An 18,680-nucleotide genomic window follows, 5' to 3' on the forward strand; every position below is an offset into this window, starting at 1 on the left:
ACACCCTTGTGGATCAGCAGCGTGGCGTCACCGCCGTCGTCCAGGATCATGTTCGGGGTCTGCCCGTCCGGCCAGGTCAGCGCCTGCTCGGTGCACCACCAGTACTCCTCCAGCGTCTCGCCCTTCCAGGCGAACACCGGAACACCCCGCGGGTTCTCCGCCGTGCCCTCCGGACCGACCGCGATCGCCGCGGCCGCGTGGTCCTGGGTGGAGAAGATGTTGCACGAGCACCAGCGGACCTCGGCACCCAGCGCCGTCAGGGTCTCGATCAGCACCGCGGTCTGCACCGTCATGTGCAGCGAACCGGTGATCCGCGCACCGGCCAGCGGCTGCGCCGCGGCGTACTCCGCACGGATGGACATCAGGCCGGGCATCTCGTGCTCGGCCAGCTGGATCTCCTTGCGCCCGAACGGCGCCAGGGAAAGGTCGGCAACCTTGAAGTCACCGGTGATGTCGGTCGACATGCGTCTGCTCCTCGCTGATGGGGTGGGGCATGGCCAAGGTCCTCAGGGTGCGTCACAGCACGGCGGGCCGCACGGGTGCGCGGCAACGCCGGATCGGCCGTCCGCGGTGGGACCGGCTCCCTGCTGCTCGGCACATACCGTCGGAGGACCTCTCTCCCTCGACCGGCGCGCACCCTCGCGGGCACGGGACCACCGATCGACCGCCATCAGCAGCGACGTTCTGGCTCTGGTGACGAATCTACACCGACGGCCCCGCGCACCGGCCCGGTACGACCGGATTCGGCCGCCGCGCCCGGCCCGAAGGAGCCCGTGCGTGCCGGGTTCAGTGCGCGCCCGGTACCGGACCGCCGGGGGTGGCGTACGGGTCGTCGCCCGCGGCCTCCTTCTCGGCGCTGTAGATGTCCGGCTCCAGGTAGATGACGCGGGCGATCGAGACGGCCCGCCGGACGCGCACCTCGGCGGCGTCGATCGCGGCGGCCACCTGCGCCGCGGTGTCCTCCGCGTTGACCGCGATCTTCGCGGCGACCAGCAGCTCCTCCGGGCCGAGGTGCATGGTGCGCATGTGGATGACGCGGGTGACGGTGTCGTGGTCGACCAGGGCGTCGCGGATCTCGGCCACCACCTCGGGGTGGGCGGACTCGCCGATCAGCAGCGACCTCGTCTCCAGCACCAGCACGATCGCGATGGCGATCAGCAGCACACCGATGGACAGGGTGCCGATGCCGTCCCAGACGCCGTCCCCGGTGATCGCGGTCAGGCCGACGCCGAACAGCGCCAGCACCAGGCCGATCAGCGCGCCGGTGTCCTCCAGCAGGACGACCGGCAGCTCCGGCGCCTTGGCCCGGCGGATGTAGGCGGGCCAGCCGTGCACGCCCTTGTCCTTGACGGCCTCGCGGTAGGCGGTGAAGAAGGACCAGGCCTCCAGGCCGATGGCCAGGAGCAGCACGCCGACCGGCCAGTACCAGTTGTCCAGCTCGTGCGGGTGGGCGATCTTCTCGTAGCCCTCGTAGAGGGCGAACATGCCGCCGACGCTGAACAGCACGATCGAGACCAGGAAGGCGTAGATGTAGCGCTCGCGCCCGTAGCCGAACGGGTGCTCGGGGGTGGCCCTGCGCTGCGAGCGCTTGCCGCCGACCAGCAGCAGTACCTGGTTGCCCGAGTCGGCCAGCGAGTGGACACCCTCGGCCAGCATCGAGGACGAGCCGGAGAACGCGAAGGCCACGAACTTGCCGACCGCGATGCCCAGGTTCGCGGACAGGGCCGCGACCAGGGCCTTGGTACCGCCTTCGGTGCTCATGCTCGGGTGGGTCCCTCCGCCGGGGGCCGTTCAGCCCGCGCTCAGTCGTTGTCGAGCGCATACGGTACCGGGCCTCCGCCCCCGGGCTCAGGACTGCGCTGCCGCGAGCCCCAGGTACACGGCGGCGAAGTCGGTCAGCGCGACCAGGTCGGCGAGCGCGTGCAGCGGGTCGGGCCGGGCGCTGGCGTACTCGGTGAGCCGGACGCCGTGGGCGGCGGCCAGCCGGTGCGCCCGGGCGGCGCCGAAGCTGCGCGGGCCCTCGTCCTCGGCCGGCACCTCGGCCGGGCCCGTCTCCTCGTCGGGCGGGCCGCCCGGGGTGCCGGGGACGTGCCGCAGCAGCAGCACCTGGAGGTGCAGCGGGTCCGGCTCGTCGACCCGGTCGCGGAAGAAGTCCTCGGGGTCGGCGCCCGCGCCGAGCTGCCCGGTGAACATGCCGCGGTGCGCGGTGAGCACCTGCGGCAGTTGCCCGGCCAACGCCGGGCGGCCGGCCCGCTCGGCCAGCTGGGCGGCGAACCGGGCGGCGGCCGCCCCGGCCACCGGGCCCTCGGCCCAGAGCAGCGGGACGGTGCCGGCCAGCCGGGCGGCCAGGCCCTTGGCCGGGTTGGTGTACGCGGCGGCGTCCGGCCGGCAGCGGACGGCGGCCGCGTCCAGCAGGTCGGCGGTGGCGGCCGGCGCGTCGTACGGGAGCTGGGTGACGCCGAGCTTCTGGGTGAGCGCGAGCAGGGGGGTGAGGTGGGCCCAGAGCGCGGCCGGGTCCTCGGCCGGCAGGTCGGGCTCGGCGGCCGGGCCGGGCGACGGCGTGCCGTCGTCGGGCAGGTTCGGCGGGACGTACGGCAGCGGCAGCGCGCGCACCTGGAGGGCGGCCTCGGCGAGCGGGCTGCCGGCCGGGGCGGTGACCACGATGGCGCAGCCGCGGGCGTACGCCTGCTCGGCGAGCGCGATCAGGCCCTGCTCCCCGCCGTCGGCGGAGCTGACGACCAGCAGGTCGAGCGGCCCGGCCCAGCCGGGGAGCTGCCAGGCCAGTCCGGCGGTGAAGACGGGCGGGGCGGCGGCCCGGTCGGTGCGCGGGACGTACGCGGCGTCGGTGGGCCCCAGCGGGGAGACCAGGACGGCGGTGCCGGCCAGGGCGGCGAGGATCTCGGCCGCCGTCAGGGCACTGCCGTGGCCGGCGACCAGCACCGCGCGCGGGCGCCCGTCGGGACGCAGCCGGTCGAGGCCGGCCGTGTCGGCGAGCCGCAGCGCGGTGCGCACCCGGGCACCGGCACCGGCCAGGGCGAGCAGGGCACGGTCGTGGTCGGCGCGCTGGAGGGCGGCCGGGTCGTCGAGCAGGGTGTCGTCGAGCATGCGGCTGGCCTCCGGCTGCTGGCTGGGCGCTGAGGGCTGCGGGGTCGGGGTGCGGGTGTCCGACCCAAGGATCAGGCCGGGCGGCGGGCCTCGTCCACCAGCAGCACCGGAATGCCGTCGCGGACGGGGTAGGCGAGGCCGCAGCTCTCGGCGGTGCAGACCAGCTCGGGGTGGTCCTCGGTGCCGCCCTCGGTGAGCGCGGCCCGGCACTGCGGGCAGACCAGGATCTCCAGCAGGAAGGATTCGAGCTTCATGGCGTTCGGGCTCCCAGTCTCGGGTGGCGGGGTCGGAGGGGTGGCACGGCGGTGCCCCGGCCGAGAGGAAACCCTACCGGCCGGGGCACCACGGGCGTGCGTCAGGCGCGTGCGCGAGGCCGCGTACGTCCGGGCCGCGCCCGGACCGCGTCCGTCAGGCGCGGACGATGGCGAGGACGCCGTCGCGCAGCTCGGCCATCCTCGCCGGGTCCTTGGCCTCGACGTTGAGGCGCAGCAGCGGCTCGGTGTTGGAGGCGCGCAGGTTGAACCACCAGTCCGGGCCGGCCACGGTGAGGCCGTCGAGCTCGTCCACCGTGGTGCCCTCCAGGTCGGCGTAGGCGGCGCGGACGGCGGCGGAGCGGTCGGCCTGGTCGGCGACGGTGCTGTTGATCTCGCCGGAGGCGGCGTACCGGTCGTACTCGGCGGTGAGCGCCGAGAGGGTGCCCGGCTGCCCGCCGAGGGCGGCCAGCACGTGCAGGGCGGCCAGCATGCCGGTGTCGGCGCGCCAGAAGTCGCGGAAGTAGTAGTGCGCGGAGTGCTCGCCGCCGAAGACCGCGTCGGTCTCGGCCATCTCCTGCTTGATGAAGGAGTGGCCGACCCGGGTGCGGACGGGCTTGCCGCCGAGCTCGCGGACCACCTCGGGGACGGTCCAGGAGGTGATCAGGTTGTGGATGACGGTCGGCTCGTCCTCGCCGGCGGCCCGGGCGCGGGCGATCTCGCGGGCGGCGACCAGCGCGGTGATCGCGGACGGGGAGACCGGCTCGCCGCGCTCGTCGACGACGAAGCAGCGGTCGGCGTCACCGTCGAAGGCGAGACCGATGTCGGCGCCGACCTCGCGCACCCTGGCCTGGAGGTCGACCAGGTTCTTGGGGTCGAGCGGGTTGGCCTCGTGGTTGGGGAAGGTGCCGTCCAACTCGAAGTACATCGGGACGAGCTCGATCGGCAGGCCGTCGAAGACGGTCGGCACGGTGTGGCCGCCCATGCCGTTGCCGGCGTCGACGGCGACCTTGAGCGGGCGGATCGCGGTGAGGTCGACCAGGCCGAGCAGGTGGTCGGCGTAACCGCGCAGGGTGTCCTGGGCGGACAGCCCGCCGGGCTTGACGTCGAGCGCCGGGACGGTGACGGTGTCGTCCTCGCCGGTCCAGGACTCGACCAGCTCGCGGATCTCGGAGAGGCCGGTGTCCTGGCCGACCGGGGCGGCGCCGGCCCGGCAGAGCTTGATGCCGTTGTACTGGGCCGGGTTGTGGCTGGCGGTGAACATCGCGCCGGGCAGGTCGAGCTTGCCGCTGGCGTAGTACAGCTGGTCGGTCGAGCAGAGGCCGATCTCGACCACGTCGGCGCCGTATGCGGCGGCGCCCTCGGCGAAGGCCCGGCTGAGCGACGGGGAGGAGGGCCGCATGTCGTGGCCGACCACGATCGCGGACGCTCCGGTGACCTGCACGAACGCGGCGCCGAAGGCGCGCGCGAGGCTCTCGTCCCACTGGTCCGGGACCACGCCTCGTACGTCGTACGCCTTCACGAGCTGCTTGAGGTCGCGCACTGCGGCTCCACCCTGGTTCTCTGTCTGATCGGCGGGCTGGTCGCCCATGGTCACGATACGTCCGAGTACGGCACCGGTCGGTGCCCGGACAGGGGGGCAGCGTACCGGGAGGCGGCGGACGGCCGGTCCGCGGCAGGGGTGGGGCGGGGTTCGAACGGGTGGGGCGGGGCCCGGGCGGGGCTGAGCGTCGGGGCTGAGTCGTCGGGCTCGGCCGTCGGGCTCAGTTGTCGGGCGAGCGCAGCACCCGCAGGTGCCCGCGGCGGCCGGCCTCGGTCGACTCGCCCTCGGGGCCGCGGCCCTGACGGGGGGTCTGCGGGCGGGCGGCCTCGCGGACGGCGTTGGCGAGCGCTTCGAGGTCATCGCTGCTGCGGCGCAGCGGGCCTGCCTCGGCGGCGAGCCGGACGACCTCCCAGCCGCGCGGGGCGGTGAGGCGTTCGGCGTGCTCGGCGCACAGGTCGTAGCAGTGCGGCTCGGCGTAGGTCGCGAGGGGGCCGAGGACGGCGGTGGAGTCCGCGTAGACGTACGTCAGCGTCGCGACGGCCGGTCGGCCGCACGCGGTCCGCGAACAACGACGTACAGAGCTCACGAGGGTGGACGGTACAGCACTCCTCGCCGGGGAGCGAAGACCGCCTGTCCGGAGGGTGTGCCGTGTCGCGGTCGGCGCGCCTTCGACACCCCCCTCGCCCCGGTCGGCGGGCGCGTCGTGCAAGGCGCACCCCCGGTGATCTGCTCGGTCCGCTCGCTCATGCGCGCCCCCTCCGCCCCGGGCGATTCGGCGCCGGGGTGGTCCACTTCCGACCGTCCAAGGACTACCCTCGGCAGTGATATGGACAGCTCTGCACCGCAGTCATCGACGGGACCTTCGCGCCGCCCCCGGCACCGCGACCGGCACGGCCGGGGTCTGCGCGGCCCGCTGGCGCCTCCGCAGGTGCCGATCTCGCTCACCCGCTCCGAGTTGTTCGACGACTACGTGCGCGAGTCGGTGGAGCGTCTCGAACGGCGCTGGCCGCAGCTGATCGAGGTGGAGTTCGCCGTCCAGGAGGTGCCGCTGCACGAGACGGACGGCCCGGACGCGGACGGCGGGGTGCCGCTGGGCCGGGTGTCGCCGGGGCAGCAGGGGCGCAAGAGCCAGATCGTGGTGTACCGGCGGCCGGTGGAGATCCGGGCCAAGTCACGGGAGGACCGCGCGGCGCTGGTGCACGAGGTCCTGATCGAGCAGGTGGCGGAGCTGCTGGGGCTGTCGCCGGACGCCATCGACCCCCGCTACGACGAGGACTGACGCGGCGACGCGCAGGTGTGACGACGAAGGGGCGGTACCCGGAGGCCCGGGTACCGCCCCTTCGCCGTCGGCGGGTCAGCGCAGCACGACGCCCGGGTCCTGGGCGGCCTGCGGGACCTTGACGCTGCTGCGGTCGTCGCGCAGCGCCTGGACGGTGAACATCGGGACGTCCTTCGCGGGGATCGCGAGCATCCGGGCAGCCATGACCGGCCCGCCGGAGACGGTCTCCACGGTGAGCGCGAAGCTGCCGTTCAACCCGCCGGGCTCGGGCGCCGGGATGGCGACCGTGCCGCCGGCCGGCAGCTGGACGTCCTTGCTGACCGGGGTGCCGCCGCCGGTGCCGGCCGAGGCGGTGACCTTGACGGTGGCGGCCTCGCCTGCGGAGGTGAGGAACAGCGTGCTGGCGCCTCCGCCCCGGTTGTCGGCCACGGTGGCGCGGGCGCCGACCGGGACGGTGCCGGCCAGCCAGGCCGCGTCGGACTTGCCGCTCTGGCCGGCGCGGTCGATCCGCAGGCCGGCCACGACCGGGGTGGGGTGCTTGGTGTCGCTGGGCGACAGACGCAGGCCGGCCACCTCGTCGCGGGTGATCTTGCCGAGGTCGACGGCGGCCACCATGCCGGCCTTGACGTGGATCGACTCGTTGCCGGCCGGGGTGAACCAGCCGTTCTTGCCGGAGAGCTCGATCTTCAGGTCGGCGTCGTCCTCCGGCGGCGCCCAGACCACCAGGCGGGCGCCGGCGGTGTCGGCGGGCAGCCCGGGGAGCACCTGGGTGGCCGCCGGGTCCGCCGAGGCGGGCACCCAGTCGGCGCCCTTGCTGCCGTCGGCCGCGTGCAGGGCGGCGCCGACCCGGCCGGTGCGGGCCACCACGTGCACGGCGAGGTCGGCGACCTGGCCCTTGCTGATGGTCGGCAGCAGGACGGACTGCGAGCTGCCGGCGGCGACGGTGATGCTGTTGGCCGCGTCGTTCTCGATCAGGCCCTTGTCGCCGTACAGCTTGATGTCGACGACGGCGGCGGTGGCCTCGGGGTTGACGAGGCTGACGTAGTCGGTGCGGTCGCCGGCCGTGCTGGCGCCGGCGAACCAGAAGCTGGTGCCGGCCGGGGTGCAGGTGATGCCGGACAGGCCCAGCCCGCGCTGCTCGGTGACGGTGGTGGTCTGGGTGACGGTGAAACCGGGCGCGAGGGCGCCGTTGGCGACCGCGCCGGCGCCGGGCGCGGTGTCGCCGTTGGCCGCGGGGCCGGTGACCGGGGTGCCGGGCTTGGCCAGGGTCAGCCGGGCGTCGGAGGGTGCGCCGCCCTTGTCGGGGGCGGGCGCGCCGGACGCGGACGGCGCCGGGGCCGGGGGCGCGGCGGCGGACGGCGTCGCCGAGGGCGCGGCGGTCGGCGGGGTGGCGGGGGCGGCCGCGTCGGTGATCCAGCCGGCCCCGGGGGCCGCTCCGTCCGCGCCGGCCGTGCCGCCGGGCGGGGTGTAGGCGGTGAGGCTGGTGGAGCCGGTCAGGCCCTGGAGCGGCTGCGGGCAGACCGCGGCCGTCCGCTCGACCTGCGCCGAGCTGGCGACGCCGCCCCGGTCGGCACCGGCCGGTGTGGCCGGCGGGCGCAGCTCGGCGATGCCGAACACCACGGCGAGCACGGCCGCGGCGGCCAGCAGCGACTGGGTGGTCCTCGTCCCGCCGGACGACCGGGGGGCGCCGTCGGGCCCGGGTGCCCCCGGGCCTGCGGAGAACCCGGCGGCGTCCGCCGGCACGGCGCCGGCCTGGTCCTGCGTCTTCTTCTTGAACGCGGGCTTCTTCATCGCGGGTCAGCTCCCCGATCCGTGGTGGTGCGGGTACCGGCCCGGCCCGTGGGGATGGTCGGGATCCTGCGGGTCGTGCGGGGCATTGGGGTCGTAGTAGACCTCGCCCTGCGGCTGCCCCGGCACCCAGGGCTGCTGACCGTCCTGCTGGTAGGGGTCGTAGCCGTACTGCTGGTCCTGCGGGTACTGCTCGTAACCGGGCTGGCCGCCCTGCTGCGGGTAGGCCTGCTGCTGCGGGTAGCCGTCGGGGCCGTACCCCTGGCCGCCGTAGGGCGCGGCCACCGGCTGCTGGGCGGTGTACGGGTCGTAGCTGTACGGGTCGGCTTGCTGGTAGCCCTGGTACGGGTCGGCGTACGGCTCGCTCTCCTCGACGGCGGCGGCCGCCCGGACCGCCTCGACCGGCGGGTCGCCGGCGGGCTGCGCCGGGATCGCGCCCGGCCGCCCCTCGTACACGCCGCCGTCCCCGTCGCCGCCCTCGCCGCCCTCGCGTTCGGCCATCCGGCGGGCCCGGCGGCTGCCGGGGGCGGGCGCCTGCGCCTGGGCGGCGGCGGCCAGCGCGGCGGCGGCGACCACCTCCTCGGGCAGGTCGTCGTCCTTGTGGCTGCGGCGGCCGGGCAGGGCCAGCACCAGGAGGGTCAGGCCGAGCAGCAGCTGCGCCCAGATCCAGCCGGTGTGCAGGAAGCCGCCCTCGCGGGTGACGACCAGCTTGCCGCCGCCGGCCGGGAGCTTGAAGCCCTGTGCCCAGCCGTCGACGGTGGTGGCCTCCAGCGCGGTGCCGTCCAGGGTGGCCTTCCACTCCGGGGCGGCGGCCTCGGCGAGGCGGAGCACCCGGCCTTCGGGGCCGGCCGGGACGGTGGCGTCGAGGTCGCGCTCGCCGGAGGGGACCACGACCGCCGTGGCGCCGGGGGCGGTGATCAGGGCACGGGCCGCCGGGGCGCCGTTGACCTGCCAGAGTGCGGCGCCGTCGTCCTGGTTGGCCTTGACCAGGCCGGGGGTGGTGTCCAGGACGTCCTTGAAGGCGGCGATCGCCGGCCGGTCCACCAGCACGTACGCGATGCCGTAGCCGGTGAGCGCGCCGGCCTGGTCGGCGCCGGAGCCGGCCAGCAGGCTGCCGACCACCTTGTTCAGGCCCGCGATGGTCCCGGTCTCCGGGTCCACCGTGGACTCGGCCTGGCCGAGTGTCAGGCCGGCGCCACGCACCAGGGTGTAGCGGACGGAGCCGCCCTTCGGGTCACCGGTGACGACGAGGGTGCGGGCACGGTCGGTGGTGCCGGCCTCCTCGGCGATGAACGCGGGCACCTGGGCGGCCTGCGACCGGTGCAGCGGGCCGTCGGCACCGGTGACGGCCCACCAGAGGCCGGTGCCCAGCGGGGCGAGCACGGCGGCGGCCACCACCAGGGCGGCGACCGGCTGGCGCCAGCCGAAGGCGATGCCGGCCACGCGGGCGTTGGCGCCGTCGGCGCCGATCGCGGCGGCGGCGAGCAGGGCGATACCGGCGAGCAGGGAGGCCGGGCCGGCCCAGGCGGGCACGGCCGGGCCGCCGGAGGCGGGGGTCACCGAGGTACCGGCCACGGCGACCGCGAAGACCATGGAGGCCCCGGCGGCGCCCCAGGCGGCGAGCACCGCGCGGCGGCGGTCGGCGCGCAGCAGGGCGGCCAGCGCGGCGAGCACCACGCCTGCCGAGAGCCAGACCGGTGGCACCCCGGCGCCGCCGGGGTTGACCAGCACCAGGCCGAGCGCGCTCGCGCCGCCGCCGTGCAGGCCGGGCAGGCCGGCCTCCAGCAGCAGCCGCTGCGGGTGCGAGAGCACCTGCAGCGACCAGGGCGCGAGCACCAGCACGGGCACCGCGAGGATCACCAGGACGCGCAGCCCGAGCAGGCGCAGCGCCTGCGCGCCGGAGCCGAACGCCCCGCCGCGCACCACCGCTGCGGCCAGCACGGCCAGGCAGAGCGGTACGGCCAGCGCCCAGACCAGCGGGACGAACGCGGTGGCCAGGGTGAGCAGGAGGACGGCCATCCAGACGGGCCGCCAGCCGGGCCGGGCGCCCTTGGCGGCGCTCTCGGCGCGGATGCCGAGGCCGGCGGAGATGGCGGCCGCGCGGGCCAGCGGCGGCAGCAGCACGGCCAGCACGGCGGTGCCGATCCGGCCCTGGGCGAGCGCGCCGGTGGCGGCGGGCAGCAGCGCGTAGGTGGCGCTGGCCCAGGCGCGGACGAGCTTGGAGTCGAGCAGCGGCCGGGAGACCAGGTAGGCGCTGACGGCGGCGAGCGGCACCGAGAGGACGACCAGCAGGGTGACCGCGAGGTCGGCGTGGTCGAACAGCATCCAGGAGAGCACCGACAGCACGCCGAGGTACGGCGGCGCGGCGGCGGTGGAGCCGGTGCCGACGGGGTGCCAGGCGTCCGCGTACATCGACCAGAGGCCGCCGGCACCGCCGGTGGCGGGCAGCAGCGCGCCACCGAAGAGCTCGCCGCCGCCGAGCAGGCCGCGGCAGGCGACCAGGGCGAAGACCAGCAGGGCGGCGAAGAGCACCGGTGCCGGGCGCCGGGCCAGCTTCTTGATCAGCGCGAACTGCTCGACGACCAGGTCCTCGGTGTCCTCGTCGCCCGGTCCGGCCTCGACCGAGCCGTGGCGGCCGGCCCCGGAGTCGTCGGCGCCCCCTATGCCGAGGGAGCTGATCACACCCTCGACGGCGAGCCTGGCGGTCGCGCCCGGCGCGGGGAAGAGCGTCCGGTCGTCCAGCGCGTCGGCGGCCCGCAGCCGGGCCCGTCGTTTGCGGGCGGCCAGCAGCCGGGGCAGCCGGACCAGTTCGTGGCTCAGGCCGGCCAGTTCGTCGAAGGCCTGCTTCGGGTCCTTGCCGAGCAGGTTGGTGACGACCCGCAGCAGGGTCCCGAGCACCAGCCGGAGCAGGACGTAGGGGAAGAGCAGGCCCTTGGAGTTGGCGAGGAGGGTGAAGACGGCGCCGGCCTTGTCCACCCGGTGCGGGTGGGTGGGGCCGCAGTCGATGACGCGGCGCTCGCGGCTGGCCGCCTCGGCGTGCCGCAGCACCGCGTCGGGGGCGATGACGACGCGGTGGCCGGCGGCGTTGACCCGCCAGCAGAAGTCGGTGTCGTCGCGCATCAGCGGCAGCGCCTTGTCGAAGCCGCCGAGCTCCTCGAAGACGTCGCGGCGCACCAGCATGCCGGCGGTGGAGACGGCGAGCACCGGGCGGACCTGGTCGTGCTGGCCCTGGTCCTGCTCGCGGCGGTCCAGCCCGGTCCAGCGGCGGCCGGAGCGGGCGATGCTGACGCCGACCTCGAGCAGCTGGCGGCGGTCGTACCAGCTGCGCAGCTTGGGGCCGACGACGGCGGCGCTGGGGGTGGAGTCGGCGACCTGGAGCAGCCGGCGCAGCGCATCGGTCTGCGGTTCGCAGTCGTCGTGCAGGAGCCAGAGCCACTCGACCGGCTGGGTCTCGCGGGGGCCGCCGCGGCCGAGGTCGTCCTCGTGGCCGAGCGGGTCGCCGAAGTCGTCCCAGCCGCCGGTGACCGGGTCGTACCCGGAGGGGTCGAGCCGGTACGGCAGGTCCTCGGGCCGCAGCGGCGGGCTGTTGAAGACGGCCTCGCCGACGGCGGTGCCGAAGCCGGCCCGGCGGCCGAGAATGATCGGGCCGCCGTCCGGCATCCCGTCGGCGTGGCCGAAGTCGTCGAGCGCCTTGGCGAGCAGCTGCGGGGAGTTGTCGGTGGAGCCGGTGTCGACGGCGAGCACCCGCTGGACCTGGCGGTCCTGGCCGAGCAGGCCGGCCAGGGCCTGCGGCAGCCAGCGGGCGCCGTCGTGCGAGACGATCACGGCGGTGACCAGGTGACGCGGATAGGCGGGCGGCCTGGCAGCGGTGAAGCCGCTCTGGTGGCTGTAGACGGTCATCGAGTGCGCGGGCCCCAGTTCTCGGTGGACACAGCCGGTGAACGGCAACCGGATGGCGCACCACACTAACGGCTCCGGATGGCGCCTTTGTCCGCGGTGTCCGTGGAGAGGCTGTGGACGGCGGACGCCGGGGACGCCCGTACGGGCCCGGGAACACGAAAGCGCCCCACCACCGCGGTGAGGCGCCCGTAACAGCTGTGTGGTTGTCGCAGGGTCAGCAGGGTCAGGGGCGACCCGCTCAGACCGCGCTCTTCTTGAGCCGACGGCGCTCGCGCTCGGAGAGGCCGCCCCAGATACCGAACCGCTCGTCGTTGGCGAGGGCGTACTCCAGGCACTCGGAGCGGACCTCACAGGCGAGGCAGACCTTCTTGGCCTCGCGGGTGGAGCCGCCCTTCTCCGGGAAGAAGGACTCGGGGTCGGTCTGGGCGCACAGCGCGCGCTCCTGCCAGCCGAGTTCCTCTTCTTCCTCCTCGATGCCGTCACCGATCAACAGCTCAAAGAGCTCGCTCATGTGGCGCGCCTCCTCTGCCCCTATTTGGCGTCCCCGTGGTTGCCGTTGCCTCGTGCGGCTGACGACACGAGTGAAATTACAGTTGCGTCACTCTGGCCCAGTCAAGCCGAGCTCTGGTATTGGGGCCAGGATTCACTCCCCGGCACCAAGCCGTTACGAATAGTGTACATATTCGGACACATCGGACTTACTGCCCGGATGGCATCGAACCATTCGCAACCCTCCGCCGAGTGACGTGCAGTCACCGTCACAGGCCGGTCATCGGCCTGCCTTCCCGGCGATCTTCCCATCGAAACATAGAGGGTGATTTATCACCCCATCGGGTACTTCATGACCTAACCCGCCCGAATGCCCCAGCTCCGGACTTGACACCGGCCTCCCGCATGCGGTCTCCTTTCCCCCATGTCAGAGTTGGCCAGCACCCGGAGCGGTTCCACGCTTCGCCCTGCCGCGAACTCTTGTTGTCGCCTCTGTTCCTGCTGTATCTAGGCGCCCGCGTCCCACCGCGCGCCGCCCAGGAAGCACAGAGGCCGCCCGCGATTCCCGCCCCAGGACATCCCGGATCCGGCTGATCCCCCGACGAACCAGCCGTACTCCGAGGACGACCCCGTGCGAACGACCCGCATCCGCAAGCGGAACCGCGACCGCAACAAGCCGGCCCACCACGGCCTCGCCCCGACCGCCCCTCCCTCCGCACCCGCCCGCGCCGTTCACCCCGCGCAGACCGTGCACCCCGGTCAGGCGTGGGCCGACGGCCTGAGCGACGTCTCCATCGCCGGCGATCCGCTCGCCTTCCCGCACCTGGCCCGCACCGACCTGCCCAGCCACCCCACCACCGTCGCCGGCTACGCCCGACTGGTCCGCGAGATCGCCGCCGACCGCGCACGATGGGAGCCGCTGGTCCGCTACGACGCGCTCACCCGCTGGTACTCCCGCCTGGAGACCGGCCCCGGCTACGAGGTCTGGCTGCTCAGCTGGCTGCCCGGCCAGAGCAGCGGGTTCCACGACCACGGCGTCTCCTCCGGGGTGATGACCGTCGTCCAGGGTGAGCTGATCGAGCGCTCCCTCACGCACGCGGGCGAAGGCGCCCGCACCCTCAGGCCCGGCGGGCAGCGGGTCTTCTCCTCCGGCTACCTGCACGAGGTGGTCAACGGCGCGCTGGAGCCCGCCGTCTCCATCCACCTCTACGCGCCGGGCCTGACCGAGATGAACCAGTACGGCGGCACCGCCGTCCCCGAGCAGCACCCGCAGGAGCAGGCCGAGGCCCGCTGACGGCGGGCGCGGCAGCGGTCGGTCGAGGGTCGGGCTGACGACCTGTCGGGCCGTGGCAGGATGGGCGCATGCGCATCGTGGCACTGGCAGGCGGGATCGGCGGAGCGCGTTTCCTGCGCGGACTCCGGGAGGCCATCGGTCCGGAGGACGAGATCACCGTCATCGGCAACACCGGTGACGACATCCACCTCTACGGCCTGAAGGTCTGCCCCGACCTCGACACCGTCATGTACACCCTCGGCGGCGGCATCCATGAGGAGCAGGGCTGGGGCCGGACCGACGAGACCTGGTCGATCAAGGCCGAGATGAAGGAGTACGGCGTCGGGCCCGAGTGGTTCGGGCTCGGCGACCGCGACTTCGCCACCCACCTCGTCCGCAGCCAGATGCTCACCGCCGGGTACACCCTCAGCCAGGTCACCGAGGCGCTCTGCGTGCGCTGGAAGCCGGGCGTCCGGCTGCTGCCGATGAGCGACGACCGGGTCGAGACACACGTGAAGATCACGGACGGGGACGGGACCCGGGCCGTCCACTTCCAGGAGTACTGGGTCCGGCTGCACGCCGCCGTCGACGCCGAGGCGATCATCCCGGTCGGCGCGGACACCGCCAAGCCCGCGCCCGGCGTGCTGGAGGCCATCGCCGCCGCCGACGTGATCCTCTTCCCGCCGTCCAACCCGGTCGTCTCGATCGGCACCATCCTCGCCGTCCCCGGCATCCGGGCCGCGGTCGCCGCCGCCTCCGCACCGGTGGTCGGGCTCTCCCCGATCATCGGCGGGGCGCCGGTGCGCGGCATGGCCGACAAGGTGCTCGCCGCCGTCGGCGTCGAGGCCACCGCGGAGGCCGTCGCACTGGACTACGGCTCCGCGCTGCTGGACGGCTGGCTGGTGGACACCGCCGACGAGGCCGCGGTCGCCGCCGTCGAGGCCGGCGGGATCGCCTGCCGCGCCGTCCCGCTGCTGATGACGGACGTCGACGCCACCGCCGAGATGGCCCGGGCCGCGCTGGCGCTCGCCGAGCAGGTCCGCGCGTGAGCGTTCGGGGCACGAGCCCTGCGTCCGGCGAGGCGGGCGCATGAGCCTGCACATCCTGCCGGTCGAGGGGCTGCCCGAGATCGACGCCGGTGCCGACCTCGCCGGGCTGATCGCCAAGGCCGCCACGTACGAGGACGGCGACATCCTGCTCGTCACCTCGAAGATCGTCAGCAAGGCGGAGGGCCGGCTGCTGCACGCCGTCGACCGCGAGGCCGCGATCGACGCCGAGACCGTCCGGGTGGTCGCCCGGCGCGGCCCGGCCCGGATCGTCGAGAACCGCAACGGCCTGGTGATGGCCGCCGCCGGCGTCGACGCCTCCAACACCGCCCCCGGCACCGTGCTGCTGCTGCCCGAGGACCCGGACGCCTCCGCCCGCGCGCTTCGGGCCCACCTCCAGCAGCTCACCGGCCGCCGGCTCGCCGTCGTCGTCACCGACACCTTCGGCCGGCCCTGGCGCAACGGGCTCACCGACGTCGCCATCGGCGCCGCCGGGCTGCCCGTCCTGGAGGACCACCGGGGCCGCACCGACTCCCACGGCAACGAGCTGGCCCTCACCGTCACCGCGACGGCCGACGAACTCGCCGCCGCCGCCGACCTGGTGAAGGGCAAGGCCACCGGCACCCCGGTCGCCGTGGTCCGCGGCCTCGGCCACCTGGTCACCGCTGAGGACGGCGAGGGCACCCGGCCGCTGATCCGCCCCGCCGCCGACGACATGTTCCGGCTAGGCACCTCCGAGGCGCTGCGGCAGGCCGTCACCCTGCGGCGCACCATCCGCGCCTTCGGCCCCGAACCGGTCGACCCCGGCGCCGTCCGCCGCGCCGTCGCCGCCGCCGTCACCGCGCCCGCCCCGCACCACACGACGCCCTGGCGGTTCGTGCTGCTGGAGTCGCCGGAGACCCGGACGGTGCTGCTGGACGCGATGCTCGCCGCCTGGCAGCGCGACCTGCGCGAACTCGACGGCTGGGACGACGCCAGGATCGCCCGCCGCACCGCCCGGGGCGACGTCCTGCGCGCCGCGCCGTACCTGGTGGTCCCCTGCCTGGTGATGGACGGCTCGCACGACTACCCCGACCGGCGCCGGGCCACCGCCGAACGCGAGATGTTCACCGTCGCCATCGGCGCGGCCGTGCAGAACCTCCTGGTCGCCCTCACCGGCGAGGGCTACGGCTCCGCCTGGGTCTCCTCCACCATGTTCTGCCGCGACACCGTCCGCGAGGCCCTCGACCTCCCCGCCGGATGGGACCCGATGGGCGCCATCGCCGTCGGCCGCCCGGCCGAGCCCCCGCGCGAGCGCCCCGACCGCAGCGCGGACGCCTTCATCGAGGTGCGGTAGGGGCCGGAGCCGGCGACGCGTCCCGGCGGTCGCTCATCTCCCCCTGTGGTCGTTGGGGGTGAGGCGGGGGCCGTAACGGGGGGCGTGGGTGCCGGTGGCGAGGAGGAGACGGCAGAGGCGGTGGCGGTGGGGCCGGTAGGGCTCCAGCAGCGCGAGCATCTGGGCGTCGTCGCTGCGGGGCCGGCCGGCCAGGGCCCAGCCGACCAGGTTGGGCAGGTGGTAGTCGCCGACCGAGACCGCGTCCGGGTCGCCGTTGCTGCGCTGGAGGGTCTCGGCGGCCGTCCAGATCCCGATGCCCGGCACCGCGGTGAGGCGGGCAAAAGCCTCGGTGTGGTCCATCGCGGCGGCCTCCTCCAGCCGCGGGGCCAGCCGGACCGCGCGCACGACCGTCGCCGAGCGCTTCGGGTCCACGCCGGCGCGGTGCCACTCCCAGCTGGGGACGAGCGCCCACTCGCGGGCCGACGGCGCCACCCGCATGCCCTCGGCCGGACCGGGTGCCGGCGTGCCGAAGTCGCGCAGCAGCGTCCGCCAGGCGCGGTACGCCTCGCTGGTGGTGACCTTCTGCTCCAGGATCGCCGGCACCAGTGACTCCATCACCAGCCCCGTCCGGGCCAGCCGGACCCCGGCCACCCGTCGCTGGGCGTCGCGCAGCGGGCCGGGCGGGAGCACCAGGCCGGCCGGGTCGTCCTCTGCGCCGAGCAGGACCGGCAGCTTGTCCAGCAGCCACTCCGCGCCCGGGCCCCAGGCGTTCGCCTCGACCGTGCCCTCGGCGGGGCGGGCCAGCACGCGCAGGGTGCCGATGCCGGCCGGGGTGCGGGAGGCCCGCCAGAGCGCGCCGTCGCCGGTCGTCCGGTACGCCGGGTCGGCAGGGCCGCGGCGCAGCGGCAGCAGGGTGCGGGCCGCGTCCAGGGGGAAGCCGGGGCGCCAGCGGCGTACCGCGCCTTCGCTCGTCGCCGCGGGGGCTGTCACCGCCGTGCACCTCCTTCGCTCTCCGCCGACCATGGGGTTATGAACGATACGCGGCTGCCGGAGCTGTCCCCCGCGGACGAGGGCGCCGTCCGGGCGCTCTACCACCGGGCGCTGGAGGGCTGGAACCTGCGGGACGGCGCGGCCTTCGCCGGGCCGTTCGCCGGGGACGGCGAGGTGATCGGGTTCGACGGCACCCGGCACAGCGGCCGCTCGGTGATCGCCGCCGAGCTGGGGCGGATCTTCGCGGACCACGTCACCCCCGAGTACGTCGCCAAGGTCCGGCGGATCCGGGGGCTGGGGCCGGGGGTGGCCCAGCTGGACGCCGTCGCGGGGCTGGTGCCGGACGACGCCGAGGACCTCGATCCGGCGCTGAACGCCCTGCAGACGGTGATCGCGGTCAACGCGGGGACGGGCTGGCGGATCGCGCTGCTGCAGAACACCCCGGCCCGGTACGACCTGCGGCCGGACCTCGCGCGGGCACTCACCGCGGAGCTGCGGACGCTGATCGGACGCGGACCGGGGCCGGTGTAGGGCGCGGAGCCGCCGACGGGCCGGGGTCAGTGTGTCTGGAGGTACACGGCGTGGGAGCGGATGGTGGGGAGGAGGGGGTAGAGGGCGGAGCCGGGGCACTCGGTGGCGAAGGCGTCGCGGTGGCCGGAGATGGCGTCGAAGGTGACCACCGTGTCCTTGGGGTAGAGGCTGCCGTCGGAGGTGGAGGTCAGCTCGGTGGTGCCGGCCGGGTCCTGGCCGGTGAGGCCGAGTTTCCAGGCGGCCGTCCGGGCGAGGCCGTCGAGCAGGGCCAGCGGGGGGAGGTCGGTGACGTAGGTGCCGATCGCGGCGACGCCCGCCGAGTCGGTGTTGAAGCCGAGGGTGTGCGCGCCGTGCACCGGCAGCTCGGCGCCGCCGGCCCGGCCCTCGTAGACGGTGCCGCAGCGGTCGACCAGGAAGTTGTAGCCGATGTCCCGCCAGCCGTTGGTCTGCACGTGGTACTGGTAGATGCCCCTGATCACCCGGGGCGCGTCCGCGCAGTCGTACGCGGTGGCGCTGGCGGTGTGGTGGACGAAGACCGCCCGGACCGGGCCGGTGTACTCGAAGTCCGGGTCCCGAAGGGACTCGTCGGCGCCCCAGCCGGCCCGGGTGACGATGGCGGGCCGCGGGGCCTGGTGCCCGTCCGACGGCCTGGCCGGCAGCGTCCGGGCTGTGGCGGGGGCGGCGCCCTCGCCCGGGTCGACCAGTTCGACCCGCAGGCCGGCCGGCAGGCCGCCGGGGCCGGGGGTGACCTCGACGGCGACACCGTCGCTGCGCCCGGTCCAGAGCGGGGCCGTCGCGCCGTGCGGCCCGGCGTCCGTCGAGGCCGTGTCCGGCCCGTCCTCGCCGTCCGCCTCCAGGGTGTGCCAGCCGGTCCAGATCCCGGTGGCGGCGTCCCTGGTGCGGACCCGGACCGAGCCGCCCGCGAGCGCGCCGGCCGGGCCGTCCCAGCCGACGCCGAGCAGCTCGAACGGGCGGGTGGTGCTCGGGGGCATGGCCCGGCCGCCCGGCAGCGGCAGGGCGGTGACGGAGCCTCCGCCGGCCGAGGTGCGGTACCGCGGGGCCGGGCCGGCCGGGGCGCCGGTGGCGGCCGGTTGGAGGAGTAGCACGGCGGTGCAGCCGGCGAGGACGGCGGCGGGGAGGGCCGCCGGGAGAGAGATGCGCATAAAAGGG

16 protein-coding genes are annotated in these 18,680 nt (G+C 75.1%); 5 read left to right on the forward strand and 11 right to left on the reverse strand.

The window, feature by feature from the left end; all coding sequences use genetic code 11:
- The 6 genes from ACZ3YO_RS38150 to ACZ3YO_RS38175 form a co-directional block, all read right to left on the reverse strand.
- Nucleotides 1-464: adenosylhomocysteinase (locus ACZ3YO_RS38150; RefSeq protein WP_465578660.1), on the reverse strand; the 464-nt coding region annotated here is incomplete at its 3' end.
- 322 nt (nt 465-786) lie between these two features.
- Nucleotides 787-1,761, reverse strand: a complete 975-nt coding sequence (locus ACZ3YO_RS38155) for a cation diffusion facilitator family transporter (RefSeq protein WP_465554706.1) — start codon at nt 1,759-1,761, stop codon at nt 787-789.
- 87 nt (nt 1,762-1,848) lie between these two features.
- A complete protein-coding gene (locus ACZ3YO_RS38160) occupies nt 1,849-3,105 on the reverse strand; it encodes an SIS domain-containing protein (RefSeq protein WP_465578662.1) in 1,257 nt (418 codons plus the stop codon).
- A gap of 71 nt (nt 3,106-3,176) precedes the next feature.
- Nucleotides 3,177-3,359, reverse strand: a complete 183-nt coding sequence (locus ACZ3YO_RS38165; protein ID WP_396325779.1) for a Trm112 family protein — start codon at nt 3,357-3,359, stop codon at nt 3,177-3,179.
- A gap of 154 nt (nt 3,360-3,513) precedes the next feature.
- The gene (locus tag ACZ3YO_RS38170; RefSeq protein ID WP_465578665.1) at nt 3,514-4,947 is read right to left on the reverse strand and encodes a phosphomannomutase/phosphoglucomutase; all 1,434 of its coding nucleotides are present in this window, start codon (nt 4,945-4,947) and stop codon (nt 3,514-3,516) included.
- Between the two features lie 172 nt (nt 4,948-5,119).
- On the reverse strand, nt 5,120-5,485 hold the full coding sequence (locus tag ACZ3YO_RS38175) for a DUF3499 domain-containing protein (RefSeq protein WP_360192635.1): 366 nt from the start codon (nt 5,483-5,485) through the stop codon (nt 5,120-5,122).
- A gap of 240 nt (nt 5,486-5,725) precedes the next feature.
- Between ACZ3YO_RS38175 and ACZ3YO_RS38180 the strand changes: the two genes are divergently transcribed.
- Nucleotides 5,726-6,178 (forward strand): metallopeptidase family protein, encoded by a 453-nt coding sequence (locus ACZ3YO_RS38180; RefSeq protein WP_465578667.1) that lies wholly within the window; start codon nt 5,726-5,728, stop codon nt 6,176-6,178.
- Nucleotides 6,179-6,253: 75 nt separating this feature from the next.
- Here the strand turns inward: ACZ3YO_RS38180 and ACZ3YO_RS38185 are convergent, their stop codons facing one another.
- From ACZ3YO_RS38185 to ACZ3YO_RS38195, 3 genes are all read right to left on the reverse strand, one after another.
- Complete coding sequence (locus ACZ3YO_RS38185) at nt 6,254-7,969, reverse strand: DUF5719 family protein (RefSeq protein WP_465578669.1); 1,716 nt, start codon at nt 7,967-7,969, stop codon at nt 6,254-6,256.
- 6 nt (nt 7,970-7,975) lie between these two features.
- Nucleotides 7,976-11,866, reverse strand: coding sequence for a glycosyltransferase family 2 protein (locus ACZ3YO_RS38190; protein WP_465578671.1), 3,891 nt, complete (start codon nt 11,864-11,866; stop codon nt 7,976-7,978).
- A 238-nt stretch (nt 11,867-12,104) separates the two neighbouring features.
- Nucleotides 12,105-12,377 (reverse strand): WhiB family transcriptional regulator, encoded by a 273-nt coding sequence (locus ACZ3YO_RS38195; protein ID WP_148644569.1) that lies wholly within the window; start codon nt 12,375-12,377, stop codon nt 12,105-12,107.
- Nucleotides 12,378-13,133: 756 nt separating this feature from the next.
- Between ACZ3YO_RS38195 and ACZ3YO_RS38200 the strand changes: the two genes are divergently transcribed.
- The 3 genes from ACZ3YO_RS38200 to ACZ3YO_RS38210 all read left to right on the forward strand — a co-directional run bounded on the left by ACZ3YO_RS38200 (nt 13,134) and on the right by ACZ3YO_RS38210 (nt 16,010).
- Nucleotides 13,134-13,649 (forward strand): cysteine dioxygenase, encoded by a 516-nt coding sequence (locus tag ACZ3YO_RS38200; protein ID WP_465578718.1) that lies wholly within the window; start codon nt 13,134-13,136, stop codon nt 13,647-13,649.
- Nucleotides 13,650-13,717: 68 nt separating this feature from the next.
- Complete coding sequence (gene cofD, locus ACZ3YO_RS38205; protein WP_465578673.1) at nt 13,718-14,677, forward strand: 2-phospho-L-lactate transferase; 960 nt, start codon at nt 13,718-13,720, stop codon at nt 14,675-14,677.
- A 40-nt stretch (nt 14,678-14,717) separates the two neighbouring features.
- On the forward strand, nt 14,718-16,010 hold the full coding sequence (locus tag ACZ3YO_RS38210) for a coenzyme F420-0:L-glutamate ligase (RefSeq protein ID WP_465578675.1): 1,293 nt from the start codon (nt 14,718-14,720) through the stop codon (nt 16,008-16,010).
- Nucleotides 16,011-16,043: 33 nt separating this feature from the next.
- On the opposite strand, the gene ACZ3YO_RS38215 is transcribed toward ACZ3YO_RS38210, so the two are convergent.
- Nucleotides 16,044-17,012 (reverse strand): DNA-3-methyladenine glycosylase family protein, encoded by a 969-nt coding sequence (locus ACZ3YO_RS38215; protein WP_465554693.1) that lies wholly within the window; start codon nt 17,010-17,012, stop codon nt 16,044-16,046.
- 6 nt (nt 17,013-17,018) lie between these two features.
- On the opposite strand from ACZ3YO_RS38215, the gene ACZ3YO_RS38220 reads away from it, so the two are divergent.
- Complete coding sequence (locus tag ACZ3YO_RS38220) at nt 17,019-17,510, forward strand: SgcJ/EcaC family oxidoreductase (protein ID WP_465578678.1); 492 nt, start codon at nt 17,019-17,021, stop codon at nt 17,508-17,510.
- Nucleotides 17,511-17,536: 26 nt separating this feature from the next.
- Here the strand turns inward: ACZ3YO_RS38220 and ACZ3YO_RS38225 are convergent, their stop codons facing one another.
- Entirely contained in the window at nt 17,537-18,673 is a 1,137-nt protein-coding gene (locus ACZ3YO_RS38225) for a peptidoglycan recognition protein family protein (protein WP_465578680.1), read from the reverse strand.
- Nucleotides 18,674-18,680 lie beyond the last annotated feature (7 nt).

The organism is Kitasatospora sp. NPDC022785 (assembly GCF_055561295.1).

Excerpts from the sequence above, each read along its gene's own strand:
- ACZ3YO_RS38215 (WP_465554693.1), bottom strand. The coding sequence starts at position 17,012 with ATGGTCGGCGGAGAGCGAAGGAGGTGCACGGCGGTGACAGCCCCCGCG.
- ACZ3YO_RS38160 (WP_465578662.1), bottom strand. The coding sequence starts at position 3,105 with ATGCTCGACGACACCCTGCTCGACGACCCGGCCGCCCTCCAGCGCGCC.
- ACZ3YO_RS38190 (WP_465578671.1), bottom strand. The coding sequence starts at position 11,866 with ATGACCGTCTACAGCCACCAGAGCGGCTTCACCGCTGCCAGGCCGCCC.
- ACZ3YO_RS38210 (WP_465578675.1), top strand. The coding sequence starts at position 14,718 with ATGAGCCTGCACATCCTGCCGGTCGAGGGGCTGCCCGAGATCGACGCC.
- ACZ3YO_RS38165 (WP_396325779.1), bottom strand. The coding sequence starts at position 3,359 with ATGAAGCTCGAATCCTTCCTGCTGGAGATCCTGGTCTGCCCGCAGTGC.
- ACZ3YO_RS38225 (WP_465578680.1), bottom strand. The coding sequence starts at position 18,673 with ATGCGCATCTCTCTCCCGGCGGCCCTCCCCGCCGCCGTCCTCGCCGGC.
- ACZ3YO_RS38220 (WP_465578678.1), top strand. The coding sequence starts at position 17,019 with ATGAACGATACGCGGCTGCCGGAGCTGTCCCCCGCGGACGAGGGCGCC.
- ACZ3YO_RS38180 (WP_465578667.1), top strand. The coding sequence starts at position 5,726 with ATGGACAGCTCTGCACCGCAGTCATCGACGGGACCTTCGCGCCGCCCC.
- ACZ3YO_RS38155 (WP_465554706.1), bottom strand. The coding sequence starts at position 1,761 with ATGAGCACCGAAGGCGGTACCAAGGCCCTGGTCGCGGCCCTGTCCGCG.
- ACZ3YO_RS38170 (WP_465578665.1), bottom strand. The coding sequence starts at position 4,947 with ATGGGCGACCAGCCCGCCGATCAGACAGAGAACCAGGGTGGAGCCGCA.
- ACZ3YO_RS38185 (WP_465578669.1), bottom strand. The coding sequence starts at position 7,969 with ATGAAGAAGCCCGCGTTCAAGAAGAAGACGCAGGACCAGGCCGGCGCC.
- ACZ3YO_RS38195 (WP_148644569.1), bottom strand. The coding sequence starts at position 12,377 with ATGAGCGAGCTCTTTGAGCTGTTGATCGGTGACGGCATCGAGGAGGAA.
- cofD (WP_465578673.1), top strand. The coding sequence starts at position 13,718 with ATGCGCATCGTGGCACTGGCAGGCGGGATCGGCGGAGCGCGTTTCCTG.